Source organism: Sphingobium sp. 22B, from assembly GCF_001580035.1.
Taxonomy (GTDB): Bacteria; Pseudomonadota; Alphaproteobacteria; order Sphingomonadales; family Sphingomonadaceae; genus Sphingobium; species Sphingobium fuliginis.
Map to the genome: position 1 here is coordinate 25,359 of NZ_LTAB01000023.1, position 18,076 is coordinate 43,434.

General features: G+C 67.1%; 14 protein-coding genes. 11 read left to right on the top strand and 3 right to left on the bottom strand.

The annotated features are described in order from the left end of the window. Positions 1–8: 8 nt before the first annotated feature. Both A0J57_RS18480 and A0J57_RS18485 read left to right on the top strand, forming a co-directional pair. On the top strand, positions 9–2,915 hold the full coding sequence (locus A0J57_RS18480; protein ID WP_061939152.1) for a TonB-dependent receptor: 2,907 nt from the start codon (positions 9–11) through the stop codon (positions 2,913–2,915). A 58-nt stretch (positions 2,916–2,973) separates the two neighbouring features. Further along, the gene (locus A0J57_RS18485) at positions 2,974–4,515 is read left to right on the top strand and encodes a carboxylesterase/lipase family protein (RefSeq protein WP_082718765.1); all 1,542 of its coding nucleotides are present in this window, start codon (positions 2,974–2,976) and stop codon (positions 4,513–4,515) included. Positions 4,516–4,567: 52 nt separating this feature from the next. Here A0J57_RS18485 and A0J57_RS18490 read toward each other — a convergent pair whose 3' ends face one another. Both A0J57_RS18490 and A0J57_RS18495 read right to left on the bottom strand, forming a co-directional pair. Beyond that, the gene (locus A0J57_RS18490) at positions 4,568–5,221 is read right to left on the bottom strand and encodes an HAD-IA family hydrolase (protein ID WP_235600904.1); all 654 of its coding nucleotides are present in this window, start codon (positions 5,219–5,221) and stop codon (positions 4,568–4,570) included. Positions 5,222–5,349: 128 nt separating this feature from the next. Continuing rightward, positions 5,350–5,829 (bottom strand): pyridoxamine 5'-phosphate oxidase family protein, encoded by a 480-nt coding sequence (locus tag A0J57_RS18495; RefSeq protein ID WP_025548719.1) that lies wholly within the window; start codon positions 5,827–5,829, stop codon positions 5,350–5,352. 134 nt (positions 5,830–5,963) lie between these two features. On the opposite strand from A0J57_RS18495, the gene A0J57_RS18500 reads away from it, so the two are divergent. The 9 genes from A0J57_RS18500 to A0J57_RS18540 all read left to right on the top strand — a co-directional run bounded on the left by A0J57_RS18500 (position 5,964) and on the right by A0J57_RS18540 (position 16,712). Then, positions 5,964–6,728, top strand: a complete 765-nt coding sequence (locus tag A0J57_RS18500) for a histidine phosphatase family protein (protein WP_061939158.1) — start codon at positions 5,964–5,966, stop codon at positions 6,726–6,728. Continuing rightward, on the top strand, positions 6,725–7,627 hold the full coding sequence (locus A0J57_RS18505) for an NAD(P)H-hydrate dehydratase (protein WP_061939160.1): 903 nt from the start codon (positions 6,725–6,727) through the stop codon (positions 7,625–7,627). Before A0J57_RS18500 ends, A0J57_RS18505 begins: the two co-directional genes overlap by 4 nt. A gap of 150 nt (positions 7,628–7,777) precedes the next feature. After that, positions 7,778–8,488, top strand: coding sequence for a Crp/Fnr family transcriptional regulator (locus A0J57_RS18510; protein WP_025548724.1), 711 nt, complete (start codon positions 7,778–7,780; stop codon positions 8,486–8,488). Positions 8,489–8,544: 56 nt separating this feature from the next. Then, a complete protein-coding gene (locus A0J57_RS18515; protein ID WP_061939162.1) occupies positions 8,545–8,742 on the top strand; it encodes a hypothetical protein in 198 nt (65 codons plus the stop codon). Between the two features lie 104 nt (positions 8,743–8,846). After that, positions 8,847–10,337 (top strand): ATPase domain-containing protein, encoded by a 1,491-nt coding sequence (locus A0J57_RS18520; protein ID WP_083945778.1) that lies wholly within the window; start codon positions 8,847–8,849, stop codon positions 10,335–10,337. Continuing rightward, positions 10,334–12,346, top strand: a complete 2,013-nt coding sequence (locus A0J57_RS18525; RefSeq protein WP_061939166.1) for an ATP-binding protein — start codon at positions 10,334–10,336, stop codon at positions 12,344–12,346. The genes A0J57_RS18520 and A0J57_RS18525 overlap by 4 nt, the downstream gene beginning before the upstream one ends. Positions 12,347–12,517: 171 nt before the next feature. Further along, positions 12,518–14,428 carry a TonB-dependent siderophore receptor gene (locus tag A0J57_RS18530; protein WP_061939167.1) on the top strand — a complete coding sequence of 637 codons (1,911 nt, stop codon included), beginning with the start codon at positions 12,518–12,520 and terminating at the stop codon, positions 14,426–14,428. Continuing rightward, the gene (locus A0J57_RS18535; protein ID WP_025548731.1) at positions 14,416–14,997 is read left to right on the top strand and encodes a YfiR family protein; all 582 of its coding nucleotides are present in this window, start codon (positions 14,416–14,418) and stop codon (positions 14,995–14,997) included. The genes A0J57_RS18530 and A0J57_RS18535 overlap by 13 nt, the downstream gene beginning before the upstream one ends. After that, positions 14,994–16,712, top strand: coding sequence for an ATP-binding protein (locus A0J57_RS18540; RefSeq protein WP_044660950.1), 1,719 nt, complete (start codon positions 14,994–14,996; stop codon positions 16,710–16,712). Before A0J57_RS18535 ends, A0J57_RS18540 begins: the two co-directional genes overlap by 4 nt. A gap of 277 nt (positions 16,713–16,989) precedes the next feature. Here the strand turns inward: A0J57_RS18540 and A0J57_RS18545 are convergent, their stop codons facing one another. After that, complete coding sequence (locus A0J57_RS18545) at positions 16,990–18,027, bottom strand: zinc-dependent alcohol dehydrogenase family protein (protein ID WP_061939170.1); 1,038 nt, start codon at positions 18,025–18,027, stop codon at positions 16,990–16,992. Between the last annotated feature and the right edge of the window lie 49 nt (positions 18,028–18,076).

Below are 18,076 nucleotides of genomic sequence, written 5' to 3' on the forward strand. Positions count from 1 at the left end.
GACTTGGGATGAAGCTGTCCGTTGCGTCCGCCACATGCGTCGGTGTGAGCTTGCTGGCACTTGTCGCTCCGGCCATGGCGCAGACCGCTCCCCAGGTCGACGGCGCCCAGCTCCGGTCGGAAGACCCGGCCGACGCCGGCACGGACGCCGGCGCCAGCGACATCATCGTCACCGGATCGCGCATCGTGCGCGACGGCTATACCGCGCCCACCCCCGTGACGGTCGCCACGACGGAGGATCTGGTCAAGGCGACGCCCACCAACGTGCCCGATGCGCTCAACAAGCTGCCGCAGTTCCAGAACAGCTCCAGCCCCTCGCGCAGTTCCCACAACTTCGCCAACAGCGCCAGCCATGGCAATGTCCTCAACCTGCGCGGCGTCGGCGGCAACCGCACGCTGATCCTGTTCGACGGCATGCGCGTGCCGCCCACCACCTATCAGGGCACGGTCGACACCAATGTCATCCCCAACGCCCTGCTCCAGCGCGTCGACATCGTGACGGCGGGCGCATCGGCCGCTTATGGGTCGGACGCCGTGGCGGGCGTCGTCAACTTCGTCCTCAACCGCAAGTTCACCGGCCTCACCGGCAGCGTCCAGGCCGGCGTGTCGCAGCGCGGGGACAATGGCAATCAGCGCATCAGCCTGGCCGGCGGCATGGACCTGTTCGGCGGGCGCGGCCATCTGCTTCTGTCGGGCGAATATTATAATAATGACGGCATGCTGCGGTCCGACCGCAAGGGCGGCAACTCCAACTATGTCTATGTCGGCAGCGTGCCCGGCAGCAGCGCGACGCCGGGCTCCAACGCCAATCCACGCATCCTTCGGGACAATATCCACCTGATCTTCGCCAGCGACAACGGCAAGATACTGGACGGCCCCTTCGCCAATTACCAGATCAACGGCGACGGCACGATCCGGCCCTTCGACAACGGCACGCCGACGGGAACGGCGGCGTTCAACATCGGCGGCGACGGCTTCGTCATCCCGTCGGACGTCCATGCGGTCGCGCCGCTGCGCACCTACCAGACCTTCGGCAGGTTCAGCTACGATGTGACGGACGACATCGATTTCTTCGTGCAGGGCAATTTCACCCGCAGCGAACTCAGCTATATCAGCCAGTCCAATGCCTGGGTCGGTACGCAGAACGCCCCCGTCTTCCAGGGCAACCCCTTCATCCCCGCCCGGATCGAGGCGGCGCTGACCCCCGGCCAGCAGTTCAACATCGGCAAATATTCGGGCGACAGCGCGAAAAAGCCCTTCACCCAGGAACGCACCGATTTCTGGATGGCGACGGCGGGCCTCGAAGGCAATCTGGGCGACGGCTGGAAATGGTCGGTCAACTATACCCATGGCAGTTCCAGGCACAGCGTCGACCAGCATGGCCTCTACGACTATCAGAAGGCCTATGCCGCGCTGGACGCCGTGCGCGACACCAACGGCAATATCGTCTGCCGCCCGACGCTGAGCGCCGATCCCGTCATCCGGGCGCGCTTCGCCGGATGCCAGCCGCTCAACATCTTCCTGACCGGCGACGCCTATACCAACCAGCCGGGCTATGATTATGCGACCGGCACCATGTCCTATGACGCGCGGATCAAGCATGACGCCGCCGCGCTGCAGTTCCAGGGTTCGCCCTTCGAACTGCCGGGCGGTCCGGTGGACATCGTGGTCGGCGGCGAATGGCGCAAGCAGTCGCTGGACCTCACCAGCAACAGCGACCCCTCGCGGCTCGACACCGCCGCTGAACGCAGCGAATATTTCGCCGGCCTGCGCGGCGTGTCCTCGACCTCCCTCTTCTACTGGCTGACCAATGTGGGCCAGGCGCAAGGCAGCGTGACGGTCAAGGAAGCCTTCGGTGAAATCAACCTGCCGATCGTCAGGGACATGCCCTTCCTCAACTCGCTGGAACTGAACGGCGCGGGCCGCATCACCGACTACAGCACGTCGGGCCAGGTCGAAACGTGGAAGGTCGGCCTCACCTGGAAGCCGGTACAGGACATATTGCTGCGCGGCACCATCTCCCGCGACATCCGCGCGCCCACCTTGTTCGACCTGTTCGCGGGCGACCAGAGCGGCATCGGGCTGCTGACCGATCCGGTGTCGGGCCAGAGCGGCAACGTCTCCACCGTGTCGGGCGGCAACCGCCTGCTCGATCCGGAAAAGGCGAAGACCAGGACCTTCGGTTTCGTGCTGACGCCGCGCTTCCTGCCCGGCTTCAGCCTGTCGGCAGACTATTTCAACCTAAAGATCGACGGCGCCATCGGCACGCTCGACACCACGCGGATCGTGCAGAACTGCGTCGCCAATGCCTCCGCGCCCGAATGCGCGCTGATCACCCGGCCAAGCCCGACCGCCTTCCCCAGCCTGGTCCGCATCGCGGCCGCCAATATCGCCAGGCTGGAAACGGCGGGCGTCGACATCGACGCCAGCTATGCGACGCGCCTTGGCAACGGCAATTTCAGCGCCCGCGCCTATGTCAGCTGGCTCGACAAATATGTGACGCAGCAGAGCGCGGCGGTGCCCGCCTATGACTCCGCGGGCTACGGCATCAACAATGGTCCCATCGCCCGGCCGAAATGGCGCGGCACGCTGAACCTCAACTATGTCAGCGACGGCGGGCTCACCATCTTCGTCTCCGAACAATATACCGGTCCGGTGAAGGTGGGATCGCGCGAACCGAACAACAATTATTCCGGGGCGAAGGCGCCTTCGGTCTGGTACACCGACCTCACCATCAGCCAGAAGATCGAGGGCTGGGGCGGCAGCCTGGAGCCGTTCATCACGATCAACAATCTGTTCGACCGCGATCCGCCGCTGGTGGCCGCCGATATTCCGGGCGTGAACCTGCCGACGATCATCTCCACCTATGACACGGTGGGACGGGCGTTCACCGCCGGCGTCCGGTTCAAATTCTGATCACGGGGCGGGCGGCGCACCGAAGGGACGCAGCCCGCCCTTCATGGGGAGAGATGGGGTGAAGGCAGCAGCATTTCTGGCGGGCGCCGCCTGCCTTTCGCTGGTCGGCGGCAGCCTGGTCGCGGCCGCTCCGGCAGGTCCGGTGGTGGCGACCGCATCCGGACCCGTGCGCGGCGTGGCGCAGGGCGAAGGCGGCGTCTTCAAGGGCATCCCCTTCGCCCGGACGACCGGCGGCGACCATCGCTGGACGCCGCCGCGCCCGGCCGCCCCCTGGACCACCCCTCGCGACGCCTCCCGCTTCGGCCCGATCTGCCCGCAACCCGAGACCCCCCATGAACGCAGCGCTCCGCAAAGCGAGGACTGCCTGTCGATCAATGTCGCCACCCCCTCGTTCGACGGCAGGATGCCGGTGCTGGTGCTGATCCATGGCGGCGCCTTCTTCGTGGGTTCGGGCGCGGAACTGTTCGACGATGCCGCCCGGGTCTATAACAGGCGCGGCATATTGGTGGTGTCGCTCAACTATCGGCTGGGGCGGCTCGGCTTCTTCTCACACCCCGGCCTGCGCGCGGAGCAGCCGGGGGCGCCGACCGGCAATTACTGGCTGATGGACCAGATCGCCGGTCTGAACTGGGTGCGCGACAATATCGCGCGCTTCGGCGGCGATCCGGACAAGGTCACGATCATGGGCTGCTCGGCGGGCGGCTCCAGCATCAACGCGCTGGTCGCCTCGCCCCAATCGCGCGGCCTGTTCGCCCGCGCCAGCGCGCATAGCGGCGGCGGCATCAACAATGCGACCCGTCCGCAGGCGCAGGCCGAACGGGAAGGCGTCGCCTTCGCCGGGCGCGCGGGCGTGACCGGCGAGGGCAAGGAGGCCATCGCCGCCCTGCGCAGGCTCGATCCGGCGGCGGTCATGGCGGCCGATCCCGGCCCCCCCAATTTCGGCGCGGTGGTCGACGGCGAGATGATCCCGGAGGAAACCGCCATCGCCTTCGCCAGGGGGCATATCGCCCGCGTCCCCTATATCGCCGGCTCCACCAGCAATGAAGCGAGCATCTTCGGCCTGATGGGCTTTGACGAAAGGGTGCTGAAGGACCGCTTCGGCATCGACATGGCGGCAGTGCGGAAGGTCTATGATCCGCAGGGCAGGCTGCCCCCGGCGGAACTGCTGCGGCAGGTGCAGACGGACTTCATCTTCACCGCGGCGGCGACCGCGACGGCGGCTCTCGCGGCGCGCTGGCAGCCAAGCTGGTCCTATCATTTCGCCTATGTCCCGCCCGCCGAACGCGGCAAGGCGGCGGGCGCGCCGCATTGCGCCGATTTCGGCTATACGCTGGGCGCGGCCAAGGCGTCGCAGGGCGCCGAAAATGCGCGTCTGGCCGCGATGATGCAGGATTATTGGGCGCATTTCATCAAGGACGGCGACCCCAACGGCCTTGGGTCGGGCAACAGGGCTCTGCCGCGCTGGACGGAATATGAAGGCCCTCATCGCGGCCCGCTGCTGATCGACCGCAGGACCGCCGTCGCCCCCAATTTCCGGGCTGGGCAGATCGCCTATTGGTGGCGACTCTGGGCCGACCGCACCGGCCAGACCCTGCCCTGAGCGAAGGAAGACGATGGCGCGTCGTCCGATCTGACGCAGCGTCCTCCTGGCCTCAGCCGATGGGTCCGATGCGGACGGACCCGCCGGTGGCAGGAGCCGCGCCAAGGCCGCGATAGTCGACAATGGCGGGATGCGGGGTCTCCATCGGCCGGTGATGGGTCGCGGTGACGACCAGGATGCTTGCGCCCGCACGCTCCGCCGCCATGATCCCCGCCACCGAATCCTCGATCACCAGACAGCGGTCCGCCGTCGTTCCCATACGCTCGGCGGCCAGATGGAAGCAGTCCGGCGCGGGCTTGCCGCGTTCCACATCCTCCGCCGCGATCAGCAGCGGCGGAACGGGCAGCCCAGCGGCCTGGATGCGGCGCAGCGCAAGCTGCCGCGGGGCTGAGGTGACGACGGCCCAGCGGCAATCGGCCAGCGCAGCGAGAAACGCCGCCGCGCCCTCGATCGCCTCGATCCCGTCGACCGTATCGATCTCCGCCTGGGTGACGAGCGCCGCCTCCGCCACCGGATCGACGCCGGGCAGGCCCAGCCGCCTGATCGTCTCCACCGACTGCACGCCATGGACGGTCGGCAGGAAAGCCTCGACATCCAGTCCATGGCGCAGCGCCCATTCGCCCCAGACCCGTTCCGCCACCTTGATGGAGTTCAGGATCGTGCCGTCCATGTCGAGCAGCACCGCATCCACGGACCTGTGTTCCATCAGCACCGCCATCCTTGCGAAAAGACCATGCGGGCGGACCGGCATCCGCCCCCCGACCGCCTCCTACACAGGACCGCCGCAAAACGCACGCCCGTTTCGATCCGGCGGCTCGCCGCCGGATCGCCAGGTCACTTCGCCGTCGTCTCGACCCTGGCGTGGCTGCCCTCCTCGCTCGGGCGAATCCTGCCGCCGAACAGCATCTTGAGCTTTCCGGTCAGCGACACGTCCGCCTCCCACAATTCCGCCTCGTCGATGTCGAAGCGCAACAGGGCCAGATTGGGGTCCGACCTGCCGCCCGGGAACCAGGCTTCGACCGTCGTCGACCACAGCTTGTCGATCATCGCCGGATCATTGTCGATGCGCGCGCGACCGGCGAAACAGGCGAAGAAATCGTGCCCCTTGGAAACGAACTGGCCCATCGCCGCGCCGCCGCCGGCCAGACGGTTGTCCTTGCCCACGAAGAACCACAGCGTATCCACCTGGTCCTTGTCCAACTGGACGGTCAGCGGCTCGCTATGCTGCCCGCTGCCGGTCAGGCCCAGCATCATGAAGGGGCTGTCCGACATGCGATCCCACAGATGTTCCTTCAGCTTATGCGCATCGCTCATGATCATCTCCCGATTATGGAACGGACTATACGAATGGCGGGCGCGAAGGGTCCGCCGCGCGGCGGGATGAAGCCGATCCGCCGCCCGGGCGTTGTCCCCCCGATGCAGGGAAGAAGGGAAGGAGAAGAAGTCAGATGACGATCCGCTGGCCTGCCCAATTGATCATCGCGCGCCATGGCCAGAGCGCCGGCAATGTCGCGCGGGACGCCGCCCATGAAGCGGCGGCCGACCGCATCGCCCTGTCCATCCGCGATGCCGACGTGCCGCTGAGCGATCTGGGGCGGGAACAGGCCGCTTCGCTCGGTCGCTGGTTCGCGCGCCAGCCAGAGGATTGCCGTCCGGATGTGCTGCTGTCCTCCCCCTATTTGCGCGCCTGCCAGACCGCCCGGCTCTTCCGCGACCATGGCGGCGCGGCGGGAGAGGAGCCGATCTGCTTCGACGAGCGGCTTCGCGAAAAGGAGTTCGGCATATTGGACGGCCTCACCACCGGCGGCATCCGCAACATCTTCCCCGACCAGGCCGAATTCCGCCGCCTGCTGGGAAAATTCTATCATCGCCCGCCCGGCGGGGAGAGCTGGTGCGACGTCATCCTTCGCCTGCGGTCGGTGATGGACACCATCTCGCTCCACTATGCCGGGCGGCGGGTGATGATCTTCAGCCATCAGGTCGTGGTGCTGTGCATGCGCTATATATTGGAGAGCCTCACGGAAACCGAGATTCTCGCCATCGACGCAAAGGGGGACGTCGCGAACTGCGCCGTGACCGATTATCGGCTGGAGGCGGATGCGGGCCACGACGGCCGGCTGGTCCTTCAGCGCTACAATGTCACCGCGCCGATGGAGGAGGACCGCACGCCCGTCACCAAGGCGCCCGACGCCATTGCGGGAGCGCGCGGATGAGCCCGCCACGGATCGACCGCCGCTGGCTGTACGACCATCCGCTGCCGGGGCTCGCGGACGCATCGGACAAGAATGAGCGCGGCCGCGTGGTTGTGATCGGCGGCGCCGAATTCGTCCCCGGCGCCCTGCGCCTGACGGGGGAGGCGGCGCTCAGGGCGGGGGCCGGCAAGGTGCAGCTGGCGACGGTCCACTCGGTCGCGACCGCGCTGGGCGTGCTGGTGCCCGAGGCGTCGATGCTGGCGCTGCCGTCCGACCGCAATGGCGAGATCGCCGCCCAGGCCGTGGCCATGCTGGAGGACCATGTCGGACGATGCGACGCCATGGTCCTGGGACCGGGGATGAGCGTCAGCGACCGCACCGACACGCTGGTGGCGCGCCTGCTCGCGTCCCCGCGCCAGGGCCTTGGCGTCGTGCTGGATGCGGCGGCGCTGACCTCCGCCTGCGACCTGGCCCCTGTCATCGCCAGCCATGAGGGCCGCGTGATCATGACGCCCCATCGCGGGGAGATGGCGATCTTCGCGGGGATGGATGAAGCCGCCGTCGCCGCCGATCCCGAAGGCGTCGCAGCCGACATGGCCGGCCGCTTCCGGTCGGTCATCCTGCTCAAGGGGCAGGAAAGCATATTGGCCGATCCGTCCGGCCGGCTGCTCCGCTTCGACGGGGGCTGCGTAGGCCTGGCCACGGCGGGATCGGGCGATGTTCTGGCGGGCATCATCGGCGGCCTGCTGGCGCGTGGGGCCGATCCGTTCCGCGCCGCGGCCTGGGGCTGTTGGCTGCACGGCGCGGCGGGACGGGCGCTGTCGGAAGAGATCGGCAGGATCGGTTTCCTGGCGCGCGAACTCGCCGCCGTCGTCCCCCGCCTGCTGGATGAGACGATGACCGCGCCGCAGGATGGGTGAGACGGAAGCGGACTTCGCTTCGCTGCCCTCGTCCCGCCTCATCCCGGCCGGGCCATGGGACCAAAGGCCGGAGAGAAGAGGCTGGCCGCCGGCAGGCCCTGCTGATAAGCCATTGGCCGGGCCTCCATGCCCTGGGGAGACATGCTGCCGATGATCTTTGCCGACTTCCTCCGCAATCGTCGCCGCGAGCAATTGTCGGATCAGGATCTCGCGGCGCTGGAGGCCAGCGTCAGCCAAGTCCGCAAGACCCATGCGCGCCAGCTGCTCGCCCATGCGGGCGAACCGATCGCATGCAGCACTTACCTGATGGAAGGGTTCATCTGCCGCTATATGGACGACCGCAACGGCCTGCGCCAGCTCGTCGCCGTCCACGTCCCCGGCGATTTCGTCGACCTCCACGGCTATCCGCTGGGGCGGCTGGACCATGATGTCGCGACCCTCAGCGCTTCCAAGATCGCCATGGTCCCGCATGAGGCGCTGGACGGCCTGCTGGCTCAGCGGCCCAATCTGACGAAGCTGCTGTGGTTCAGCACGCTGCTGGACGCCGCCATGCACCGGGAATGGATATTCCGCCTCGGCCGGCTCGACGCCGTCGCGCGGATCGCGCATTTCTTCTGCGAGATCGAGGCGAAGCTGCGCGCCGTGGGGCTGAGCGACGGCAGCCGGTTCGCGCTGCCGCTGACCCAGGCCGATCTGGGCGAGGCGTGCGGCATGACGTCGGTGCACATCAATCGCATGTTGCGGGAACTCCGGGAACGGGAACTGCTTCAGGTTCAGCGCGGCAGGGTCACCATTTCCGATCTCGCCGCGCTGCGGCGGCTGTGCGATTACGACCCATCCTACCTGTTCATCGGCGGCTGAGGGAACCGCATCCGCCTGCGGAGCGTCCTTCCCACATGAACGGAAGAGGATGGTCCATGCCCCGAGACGGCGTTTTCGATGAATCCGGCAAGGCCTATGCAGAGGAAGGACAGGTGATGCTCGACGGCCCGGACGGGGTCGCCATCAGCATGACGCCGGATGCCGCGGAAGAGACGGCGAACGAACTCATCAGGGCGGCGTTGGAGGCGCGGCAACAGATCGACGACAGGGAAAGCGGCGCGTCCGGCTCGTGACGCGCATCGGACAGGCCTGACTTGATCGAAATCAATCTGCGACGCATTCAGGGCGGCCGCTTCCCATGGTAATCGCCGATGCTCCTGCCCTGAAAGGAGATGACGTGGAGACCTATTCGACCGAACAGGCCCTGGCGGGTGTGGATGGCCTTGACAACATTCTCTCCGGCGGGCTGACCCGCGGCCGGGTCTTCCTGCTGGAAGGCAGTCCGGGCACGGGCAAGACCACCATCGCGATGCAGTTCCTGATCGAGGGCGCTCGGCGCGGCGAACGCTGCCTCTACATCACCCTGTCCGAAACCGAGGACGAGATGCGCGAGAGCGCGGCATCGCATGGCTGGACGCTGGAGGGGGTGGACCTGTTCGAACTGGTGCCGCCCGAAAGCCTGCTGGACGAGCAGCAGCAGCAAAGCCTGCTCTATTCGTCCGACCTGGAACTGGGCGAGACCACCCGCCGCATCTTCGATGCGTTCGAGCGGGTCCGGCCGGACCGGGTGGTGCTGGACAGCCTGTCTGAAATCCGCCTGCTGGCGCAAAGCTCGCTGCGCTACCGCCGCCAGATACTGGCGCTCAAGCACTTCTTCTCGAAGCAGAATGCGACGGTGCTGATGCTGGACGACCTGACGGCGGAGGTGGCGGACAAGACCGTGCACAGCGTCGCCCATGGCGTCATCCGGCTGGAGGAATTGTCGCCCGGCTACGGCCCGGAGCGCCGCCGGATGCGCATCATCAAATATCGCGGCCGGCATTTTCGCGGCGGCTTCCACGATTTCGTCATCGAGAAGGGCGGCGTCCGCGTCTTTCCCCGGCTGGTGTCGGCCGAACACAAGACCAGCTTCGTGCGCGACGTGCTGAAAAGCGATTCCGGCGAACTCGACGCCCTGCTGGGCGGCGGGATCGAGCGGGGCTCCAGCGTGCTCGTCCTCGGCCCGGCGGGCACCGGCAAATCCCTGCTCGCCCTCACCTTCGTCACGGCGGCGATCCGGCGCGGGGAAAAGGCGGCAATGTTCGTCTTCGACGAGGAGATGGGCCTGCTCTTCAACCGCGCCCTGGGCCTTGGCATCGACATGCAGGCCATGGCCGGGAGCGGCGAGCTGATCGTCGAGCAGGTGGACGCGGCCGAACTGTCCCCCGGCGAATTTGCCCAGCGGGTGCGCAACTGCGTGGAACGGCATGGCGTGAGGACCGTCGTCATCGACAGCCTGAACGGCTATCAGTCCGCCATGCCGGAAGAAAATGCGCTGGTCCTGCACATGCATGAGCTGCTGCAATATCTGAACCGGCAGGGCGCCACCACCTTCCTGACGGTCGCGCAGCATGGGCTGGTGGGCGACATGAAGACGCCGGTCGATGTCACCTATCTGGCCGACACGGTCATCCTGCTGCGCTATTCCGAAGCGCTGGGCCGGGTGCGCCGCGCCATGTCGATCATCAAGAAGCGGACCGGATCGCATGAGGACACGATCCGCGAATTCCGCATCGGATCTTACGGCATTCGCCTGGGCGAACCGCTGGTGGGCTTCCAGGGCGTGCTGCGCGGGGTTCCGCATTTCGTCGGCAGCGCGCCGGCGCTGCTCGAAGACGAGAAGGCGTGATACCGCATCTTTCCGAACGGGCGCTGATCCTCGCTCCCGTCGGGCGCGATGCGGAGATCGCGGCATCGATGCTGGCCGAGGCGGGATTGCGGTCGCAGATCTGCCGGGATCTTCCCGCCCTGCTGAACGGCATCGACCATGGCGCCGGCTTCGCGCTGGTGACGGAGGAGGCGCTGCACAATCGCGACCTGCACCCGCTGGTCGGCTGGTTGCAGGATCAGCCGGAATGGTCGGACTTCCCCTTCATCCTGTTGACCCGCCGCGGCGGCGGGCTGGAACGAAACCCGTCGGCATCGCGCTATCTGGAGATGCTGGGCAACGTCAATTTCCTGGAGCGGCCCTTCCACCCCACCACGCTGATCAGCCTCGCCCGTTCGGCGCTGCGCGGCCGCCGGCGGCAATATGACGCCCGCGCGAGGCTGGAGGAACTGCATCGCGGCGCGGAGAAATATCGCACCCTGTTCGATTCGATCGAGGCGGGCTTCTGCATCATAGAGATGATCTTCGACGAGGCAGGAAAGCCGGTCGACTATCTCTTCATAGAGACCAATCCCGCCTTTGCGCGCCATACCGGGCTCAGCGACGCGGTGGGAAAGCGGATGCGCTCGCTCGTGCCGGAGCATGAACAGCATTGGTTCGACATTTACGGCCAGGTCGCCTGCACCGGCGAGGCCGTCCGCTTCGAGGACGCGGCCGATGCGCTGGGCGGCTATTGGTACGACGTCTATGCCTTTCGCGTGGGCGACCCCAGGGCGCCCCAGGTCGCCGTGCTGTTCAACGACATCACCGAACGCCGCCGCATGGAGGCAGCGCTTCGCCAGAGCGAGGAGCGCCTGCGCGCGCTCAACGAAACGCTGGAGGAGCGCGTGCAGCAGCGCTCGCATGAACTGGAACTGGCGCAGGAGGCGCTGCGCCAGTCGCAGAAGCTGGAATCCATGGGCCAGTTGACCGGCGGCGTCGCCCATGATTTCAACAATCTGCTGACGCCGATCGTCGGCAGCCTCGACCTGCTCCATCGCCGCGGCCTGGGCACCGATCGGGAGCGGCGACTGATCGAAGGCGCCCTGCAATCGGCCGACCGGGCGAAGATGCTGGTGCAAAGGCTGCTTGCCTTCGCGCGGCGGCAGCCCCTGCAACCCACCGCCATCGACATTGGGGGATTGGTGCGGGACATGCGCGACCTGATCGTCAGCACGTCGGGCCCGCGCGTGCAGGTCGAACTGGCGGTGGCGGACGACCTGCCCGCCGCCCATGCCGACGCCAACCAGATCGAAATGGCGTTGCTGAACCTGGCGGTGAATGCGCGCGACGCGATGCCGGACGGCGGACAGCTTCGCATCGGCGTGAACTGCGACAGCATGGCGGCCGACAACCGGCTGCATCTGCGGGAGGGGCGATATGTCAGGCTGTCGGTGGCCGACACCGGCATCGGCATGGACCAGCAGACAGCTGAAAAGGCGATAGAGCCCTTCTTCACGACCAAGGGCGTGGGCCAGGGGACCGGCCTTGGCCTGTCGATGGTGCATGGCCTGGCCGCGCAGCTGGGCGGCGGCCTCACCATCGAAAGCGCCGTGGGCCATGGCACGACGATCAGCCTCTGGCTGCCGACCAGCGAGATCGAGGCCGGGAAGGAGGCCGCCGGGCCGGACATCGCCCCGGTCAAGCTGGACCATGGCATGGCGCTGGTGGTGGATGATGAGGAACTGGTGCGCGCCAGCACCGTGCACATGCTGCGCGAACTGGGATATGACGTGCTGGAGGCCAGCTCCGCCGAACATGCGCTCGCGATCATGAAGGCAGAGCCGGGCATCGACGTGCTGGTCACCGACCATCTGATGCCTGGCACGACTGGCACCGACCTGATCGAGCAGGCGAGGGTGCTGAAGCCGGAGATCAGGGCGCTGCTGATTTCCGGCTATGCCGAAAATGCCGGAATTTCGGCGGAACTGCCGCGGTTGACCAAGCCCTTCAAGCAGATCGATCTGGCCAAGAGCCTTGCGGCCCTGTGAAGGCGGCGTGCGGCTGCCGGCGTCCGACCGTGGGTTTCAGGCACATTATGCATGGAATTGCGGAGGTTGGCGTGGAACTTTTCCGACGCGGCTGCGTAACGACTCCACGATGCGCGGGCGATCCTCGCGCCGGGGGCAAGCGCAACGGGCAGCGCAGGGGGATGAACGAAAATGGCATGGGCTTTTGGCGGCGCGGCGTTCGGCGGAGTGGCCGTGGGCCTTCTGTCCCTATACTGTACGGCCGCCCAGGCGCAGAGCATCGAAGAACTGCGCGACATGCCGATCGCCGCGCTGTCGAAGCTGGACGTCACGTCCGTCACCCGGTCGGCGGCTTCGCTGGCCGACTCCCCGGCATCCATCTATGTCATCACCCATGACGACATCGTCCGTTCAGGCACGCTGACGCTGCCCGGCATTCTCCGGCTCGCGCCCAATCTGCAGGTCATGTGCGGCGGCCCCAACGATACGGTCGTCGCCGCCCGCGGGCTTGGCGGCAACGACGCCGCGCAGAATTTCTCCAACAAGCTGCTCGTGCTGATCGACGGGCGCAGCGTCTATTCGCCGCTCTATTCCGGCGTCTATTGGGACATGCAGGACATATTGCCGGAGGATGTCGACCGCATAGAGGTGATCTCCGGCCCCGGCGCCACGCTCTGGGGATCGAACGCCGTCAATGGCGTGATCAACATCATCACCCGCGACGCAGGGGCGACACAGGGCCTGTACGGCACCGGCGTGGTCGGCAACAGCACCTATGATCTGGGGCTGCGCTATGGCGGCCATGCCGGCGGCAACGCCAGCTATCGCCTGTTCGTGAAGCGCCATGAGAATTTCGAAAGCGCGTCGAACGCGGACGACGGCAACCGCCGCACCCAGGGCGGCTTCCGCTTCGACTGGAACGCGACCCCCGCCGACGCGCTGATGGTGCAGGGGGACGGCTATTACGGCTCCCGCTCGCGGGGGACCGCGCCCGACGAGAGCCTGCACGGCTACGACCTGCTTGCCCGCTGGCGCCATGGCGCGGCGTCCGGCGCGACGCTCCAGCTCCAGGCCTATTACGACCACACCGCCCGCAAGATCGAGGATGACGGCGGCCGCTTCGCGCTCGACACCTTCGATGTGGAGGGGCAGCACAGCTTCACCCTGGGGCGCAACCACAGCATCGTCTGGGGCGGCGGGGCGCGCCTCGGCCGCTATGTGATCCGCGACATTCCCGGCCTGGACTTCGTGCCCGAGCGGCGAAACCTTTTCGTCGGCAATCTGTTCGCGCAGGACAGCATCGCCCTGACGCCGTCCATCACGGGCACGGTCGGGGCCAAGCTGGAGCAGCGCAGCTACATGGACCTGACCTTCCTCCCCAGCGTTCGCCTGTCCTGGAAGCCCGACCCCGGAACCCTGGTCTGGGGCGCGGTCTCCCGCGCGGTGCGTTCCCCCACTCCCTTCGACGAGGATGTGGTCGAATCCATCGCAGGCACCGTCTTCCTGACCGCCCTTCCAAGCTTCCGCTCCGAAAAGCTGACCGCCTTCGAACTGGGCACGCGGCTGATGCTCTCGCCCCGCGCGTCGCTTTCGGTCTCGGCCTTCTACAATGTCTATGACGACCTGCGGACGGTGGAGCCGGCGCCGGAGGGGCTGCTGCCGCTGCGCTGGGGCAATGGGATAAAGGGCGACAGCTATGGCTTCGACGCCTGGGCCGACATCCGTCTGGCAAGCTGGTGGCGGCTCAAGCCCGGCTACAGCCTGCTGATCCAGAAGTTCCGCTTCAAGCCGGACTCGGTGCCCCTGCTCGGCGTGTCGCAGGTCGGCAACGATCCCAAACACCGCGCGACGCTGCGCTCCTCCATGGACATCGGGCCGGAGGTCAATGTCGATTTCGACCTGCGCTATGTGTCCGCCCTGCCCGACCCCCATGTGCCGGGCTATGTGGAGCTGGGGGCAAGACTGGGCTGGCAATTCGATGAGCGCGCCGAACTGTCGGTATCGGGCTTCAACCTGCTGCACCGCCGCCACCGTGAGCTTCCCGCTTCGCAGGCGACGCCGCTTCGCCGCAGCGTGTTCGTGGCGCTCAAATGGACGATCTGAACCCTTCACCGCGCGGCAGGCGGGCACGACGCCGGCGATGGGCCGCCCTGTCCTGTCTCGCGGCGGCCGCGATCGTCGTTCCGGCGCCGGTGCCGGCCAATTCGCCGACGACGCTGGAACGCGCGATCCAGGCGAATTTCCTGTTCAAGTTCGCGCCCTTCGTGGAATGGCCCCCGGCGGCATTTTCCGGGACGGAAAGGAATTTCGTCATCTGCGTCGTCGGAGAGGACCCGTTCGGCACCCTGCTCAACGAGGTGGTGCGCGGCCAGAAGATGGTCGGCCGGCCGGTGGTGGTGCGGCGTGCTGGCGGCGAAGCGGGCCCGGCCGGCTGCCACATCCTGTTCGCCGGACACTCGACCGATCCCGGCTATGCGCCCTTCGCGACGACAGAGGGGCAGCCGGTGCTGACGGTCGCGGACAAGAGCGCGGGGCCCAGCGGTGCGATGATCGAATTCGTGCGGCAGAGCGGCCGGGTTCGGTTCCAGATCGATGACGGCGCGGCCCGGGCCAACGGCCTCAAGATCAGTTCCAAATTGCTGGGCCTTGCCATCGCGGTGAACCGGAAATGAAGCAAGCGACCCCAAGCCGGCTCAGCCTGGGCAAAGTCGTCGGACAGATGGCGACGCCCCTTTCCGCCGTCCTGATCGCCTTCCTGCTGCTGGCCGCGGGGCTGGCCGCCGCCATCCAGCTCGAACAGCTCGGCCGCGTCGAAAAGCTGCGTCAGACGACCGTCCAGGCGCAGGTTCTGGCCAATGGGATCGCCGCCCCGCTGGCGTTCGAGGACGATGTTGCGCTCCAGGAATATCTGAACGCGCTGAAGGCCGATCCCCAGATCGTCGCGGTCGCCGCCTATGACGGCAAGGGCGCCTTCGCCGCCGGCTTCGCGCGCCCTCCCGCCCGGCTGCCCAAACGGGCGGAAGAGGCCAGCCGGGACGCGCCGCCCGCCGCGCTCGCCGTCACCGTTCCGGTGAAACAGGGCGGCACGCGGCTCGGCTCCGTCTATCTCCAATCCACCATGGACAGCCTGTCGCGCCGCCTGACCCGCTATCTGGGCATCGCCGTCATCGTCATCGCGGCGGCGGTGCTGATCGTGATGCTCGCCGCCTCCTATTCCTCGCTGCGCCGCGCGCACCAGGCTCTCCAGGCGGAAATCGCCAGCCGCCAGCAGGCCGAAGAGGCGCTGCGCCAGTCGCAGAAGATGGAGGCGATGGGCCAGTTGACCGGCGGCGTCGCACATGACTTCAACAATCTGCTGATGGTCGCTTCCGGCGGTCTCGACCTCATGGAACGCACCCAGGACGCGGCCAGGCTGGAAAAGCTGCGCGCCGGGATACGCCAGGCGCTGGACCGGGGGGCGAAACTGACGCGGCAACTGCTCGCCTTCTCCCGCCGCACGCCGCTCAACCCGGAGGTCGTCGACCTGCGGGAGCGGATCAGGGGCATGGATGCGCTGCTCGAACGATCGCTGGGCGAAAGCATAGGGGTAACCATGCACCTTCCCGCGGACCTCTGGCCGGTGGAGGTGGATGCGTCGGAACTGGAGGTGGCGATCCTCAACATCGCCCTCAACGCCCGGGACGCCATGCAGAAGGGCGGCACCATCGTCATCGAAGGCGCGAACCGCCCGGTCCATGGCGACCTGCCCGACCGGGTGCAGATCGCGGTGACGGACAGCGGCGCCGGCATCGCGCCGGAACTGGTCAACAAGATCTTCGAACCCTTCTACACGACCAAGGCGGTCGGTCAGGGCACGGGGCTTGGCCTCAGCCAGGTCTACGGCTTCGCGCGGGCGTCAGGCGGGGAGGTGCTGGTCGACAGCATCGTCGGCAGGGGGACGACCATCACCCTGCTGCTGCCGCGATCCCTGCTCGCGCCCCGGGAAAGCGACAGGCCGGCCGAACCCGTCGGCGCATCCGGCAGGCAGCGCATCCTGCTGGTGGAGGATGACGACACGGTGGCCGACACGGTGGGCGGCATGCTGACGACGCTGGGCTATGAGATGGAGCGGGTCGACAATGGCGACGCGGCGCTGCGCCGGCTGGAGCGGGCGGACGATTTCTCCCTGATCCTTTCCGACATGATCATGCCGGGCGAGGTCGGCGGCATGGAGCTGGCGCTGCGGATCAGGAAGCACTGGCCGCATCTGGGCACGATGCTGATGACGGGCTACAGCGCCGCGGCGGCCTCCGCCGCGAAGGAGGGCGTGCCGCTGCTGGCCAAGCCGTTCACGATCCAGGACCTGTCGGTCCACCTGATGGCGGCGCTGGACCACAGCAAGGCGTGACCGCCGGCGCGGCCTCATCCCCCCTCAGCCCGGCAGCTTGGCCAGGATGATCGCGCAAATCGCGATCACCAGTCCGAACGACAGCGTCGCCAGAAAGACGACATCCAGCGATTGCCTGACCCGATCCACCATCGACATCTTGTTTCTCCCTCATCGAAAACCCGCTTCGCGCCGCCATTCTGGAGCGCGCCGCGGTGAACCGGACGCAAGATCGCGCGCCGAATCTTTATCGCCGCATCCCTTCAGGCGGAAAGCCGGTTGCCGCCCTTCGACCGGCTCAGGGCGTGATCAGGACCTTCAGCGCCTGGGTCTCCGCCGCCCGCCCGAAAACGTCATAGGCGTCCAATATGGCGTCCAGCGAAAAGCGGTGGGTGACGAGCTGTCCGGCGTCGATCTTCTCCGCCGCCACCGTCTTCAGCAGCATCGGCGTGGTCACCGTGTCCACCAGCCGGGTCGTCACCGTGATATTGTGCGACCAGAGCCGTTCGAGATGCAGGTCGGCCTTCCTGCCATGCACGCCGATATTGGCGATCACCCCGCCCGGCGCGACAAGGTCCTGGCAAAGCTCGAATGTGGCAGGGACGCCGACGGCCTCTATGGCTGCGTCGACGCCCTGTCCGTCCGTCAGGCCCCTGACGATCTCCACCGGGTCTTCGGACCGGCTGTCGATGGTGCGTGTGGCGCCGAACCGCCGCGCCACGGCCAGCCGGTTGGCGTCCATGTCGATCATGATGATCTGCGCCGGAGTATAGAATTGCGCGCTCAGCAGCACCGCCAGCCCGATCGGCCCCGCGCCCACGATCGCGACGCTGCTTCCGGGCGCGACCTTGCCGTTGAGCACGCCGCATTCGAAACCGGTCGGCAGGATGTCGCTCAGCATCACCAGCGCTTCCTCGTCCATCCCCGCCGGAATGGGATAGAGGCTGGTGTCGGCATGGGGTATGCGGACATATTCCGCCTGCGTCCCGTCTATCTCATTGCCCAGCAGCCAGCCGCCGGTCCTGCAATGGGAATAGATGCCGCGCCGGCAATAGTCGCACCGTCCGCAGGCAGTGATGCAGGAAATGAGGACATGGTCGCCGGGCGTGAAGTTGGTGACGGCAGGCCCGACGGAATCGATCACCCCGACGCCTTCATGCCCCAATATGCGGCCGGGCGCGCAACCCGGCACATCGCCCTTCAGGATATGAAGATCGGTGCCGCAGATGGTGGTGTGCGTCACGCGGACGATCGCGTCGCCGCCCTCCGCGATCTGCGGCTTGGCCCTTTCGCCCAGGCTCTTCTCGCCCGGTCCTCCATAGATCAAGGCTTTCACGATGGCCGATCCCTTCCAGATGGTTCGCCTCAGTGGCGATCCCCCGGAA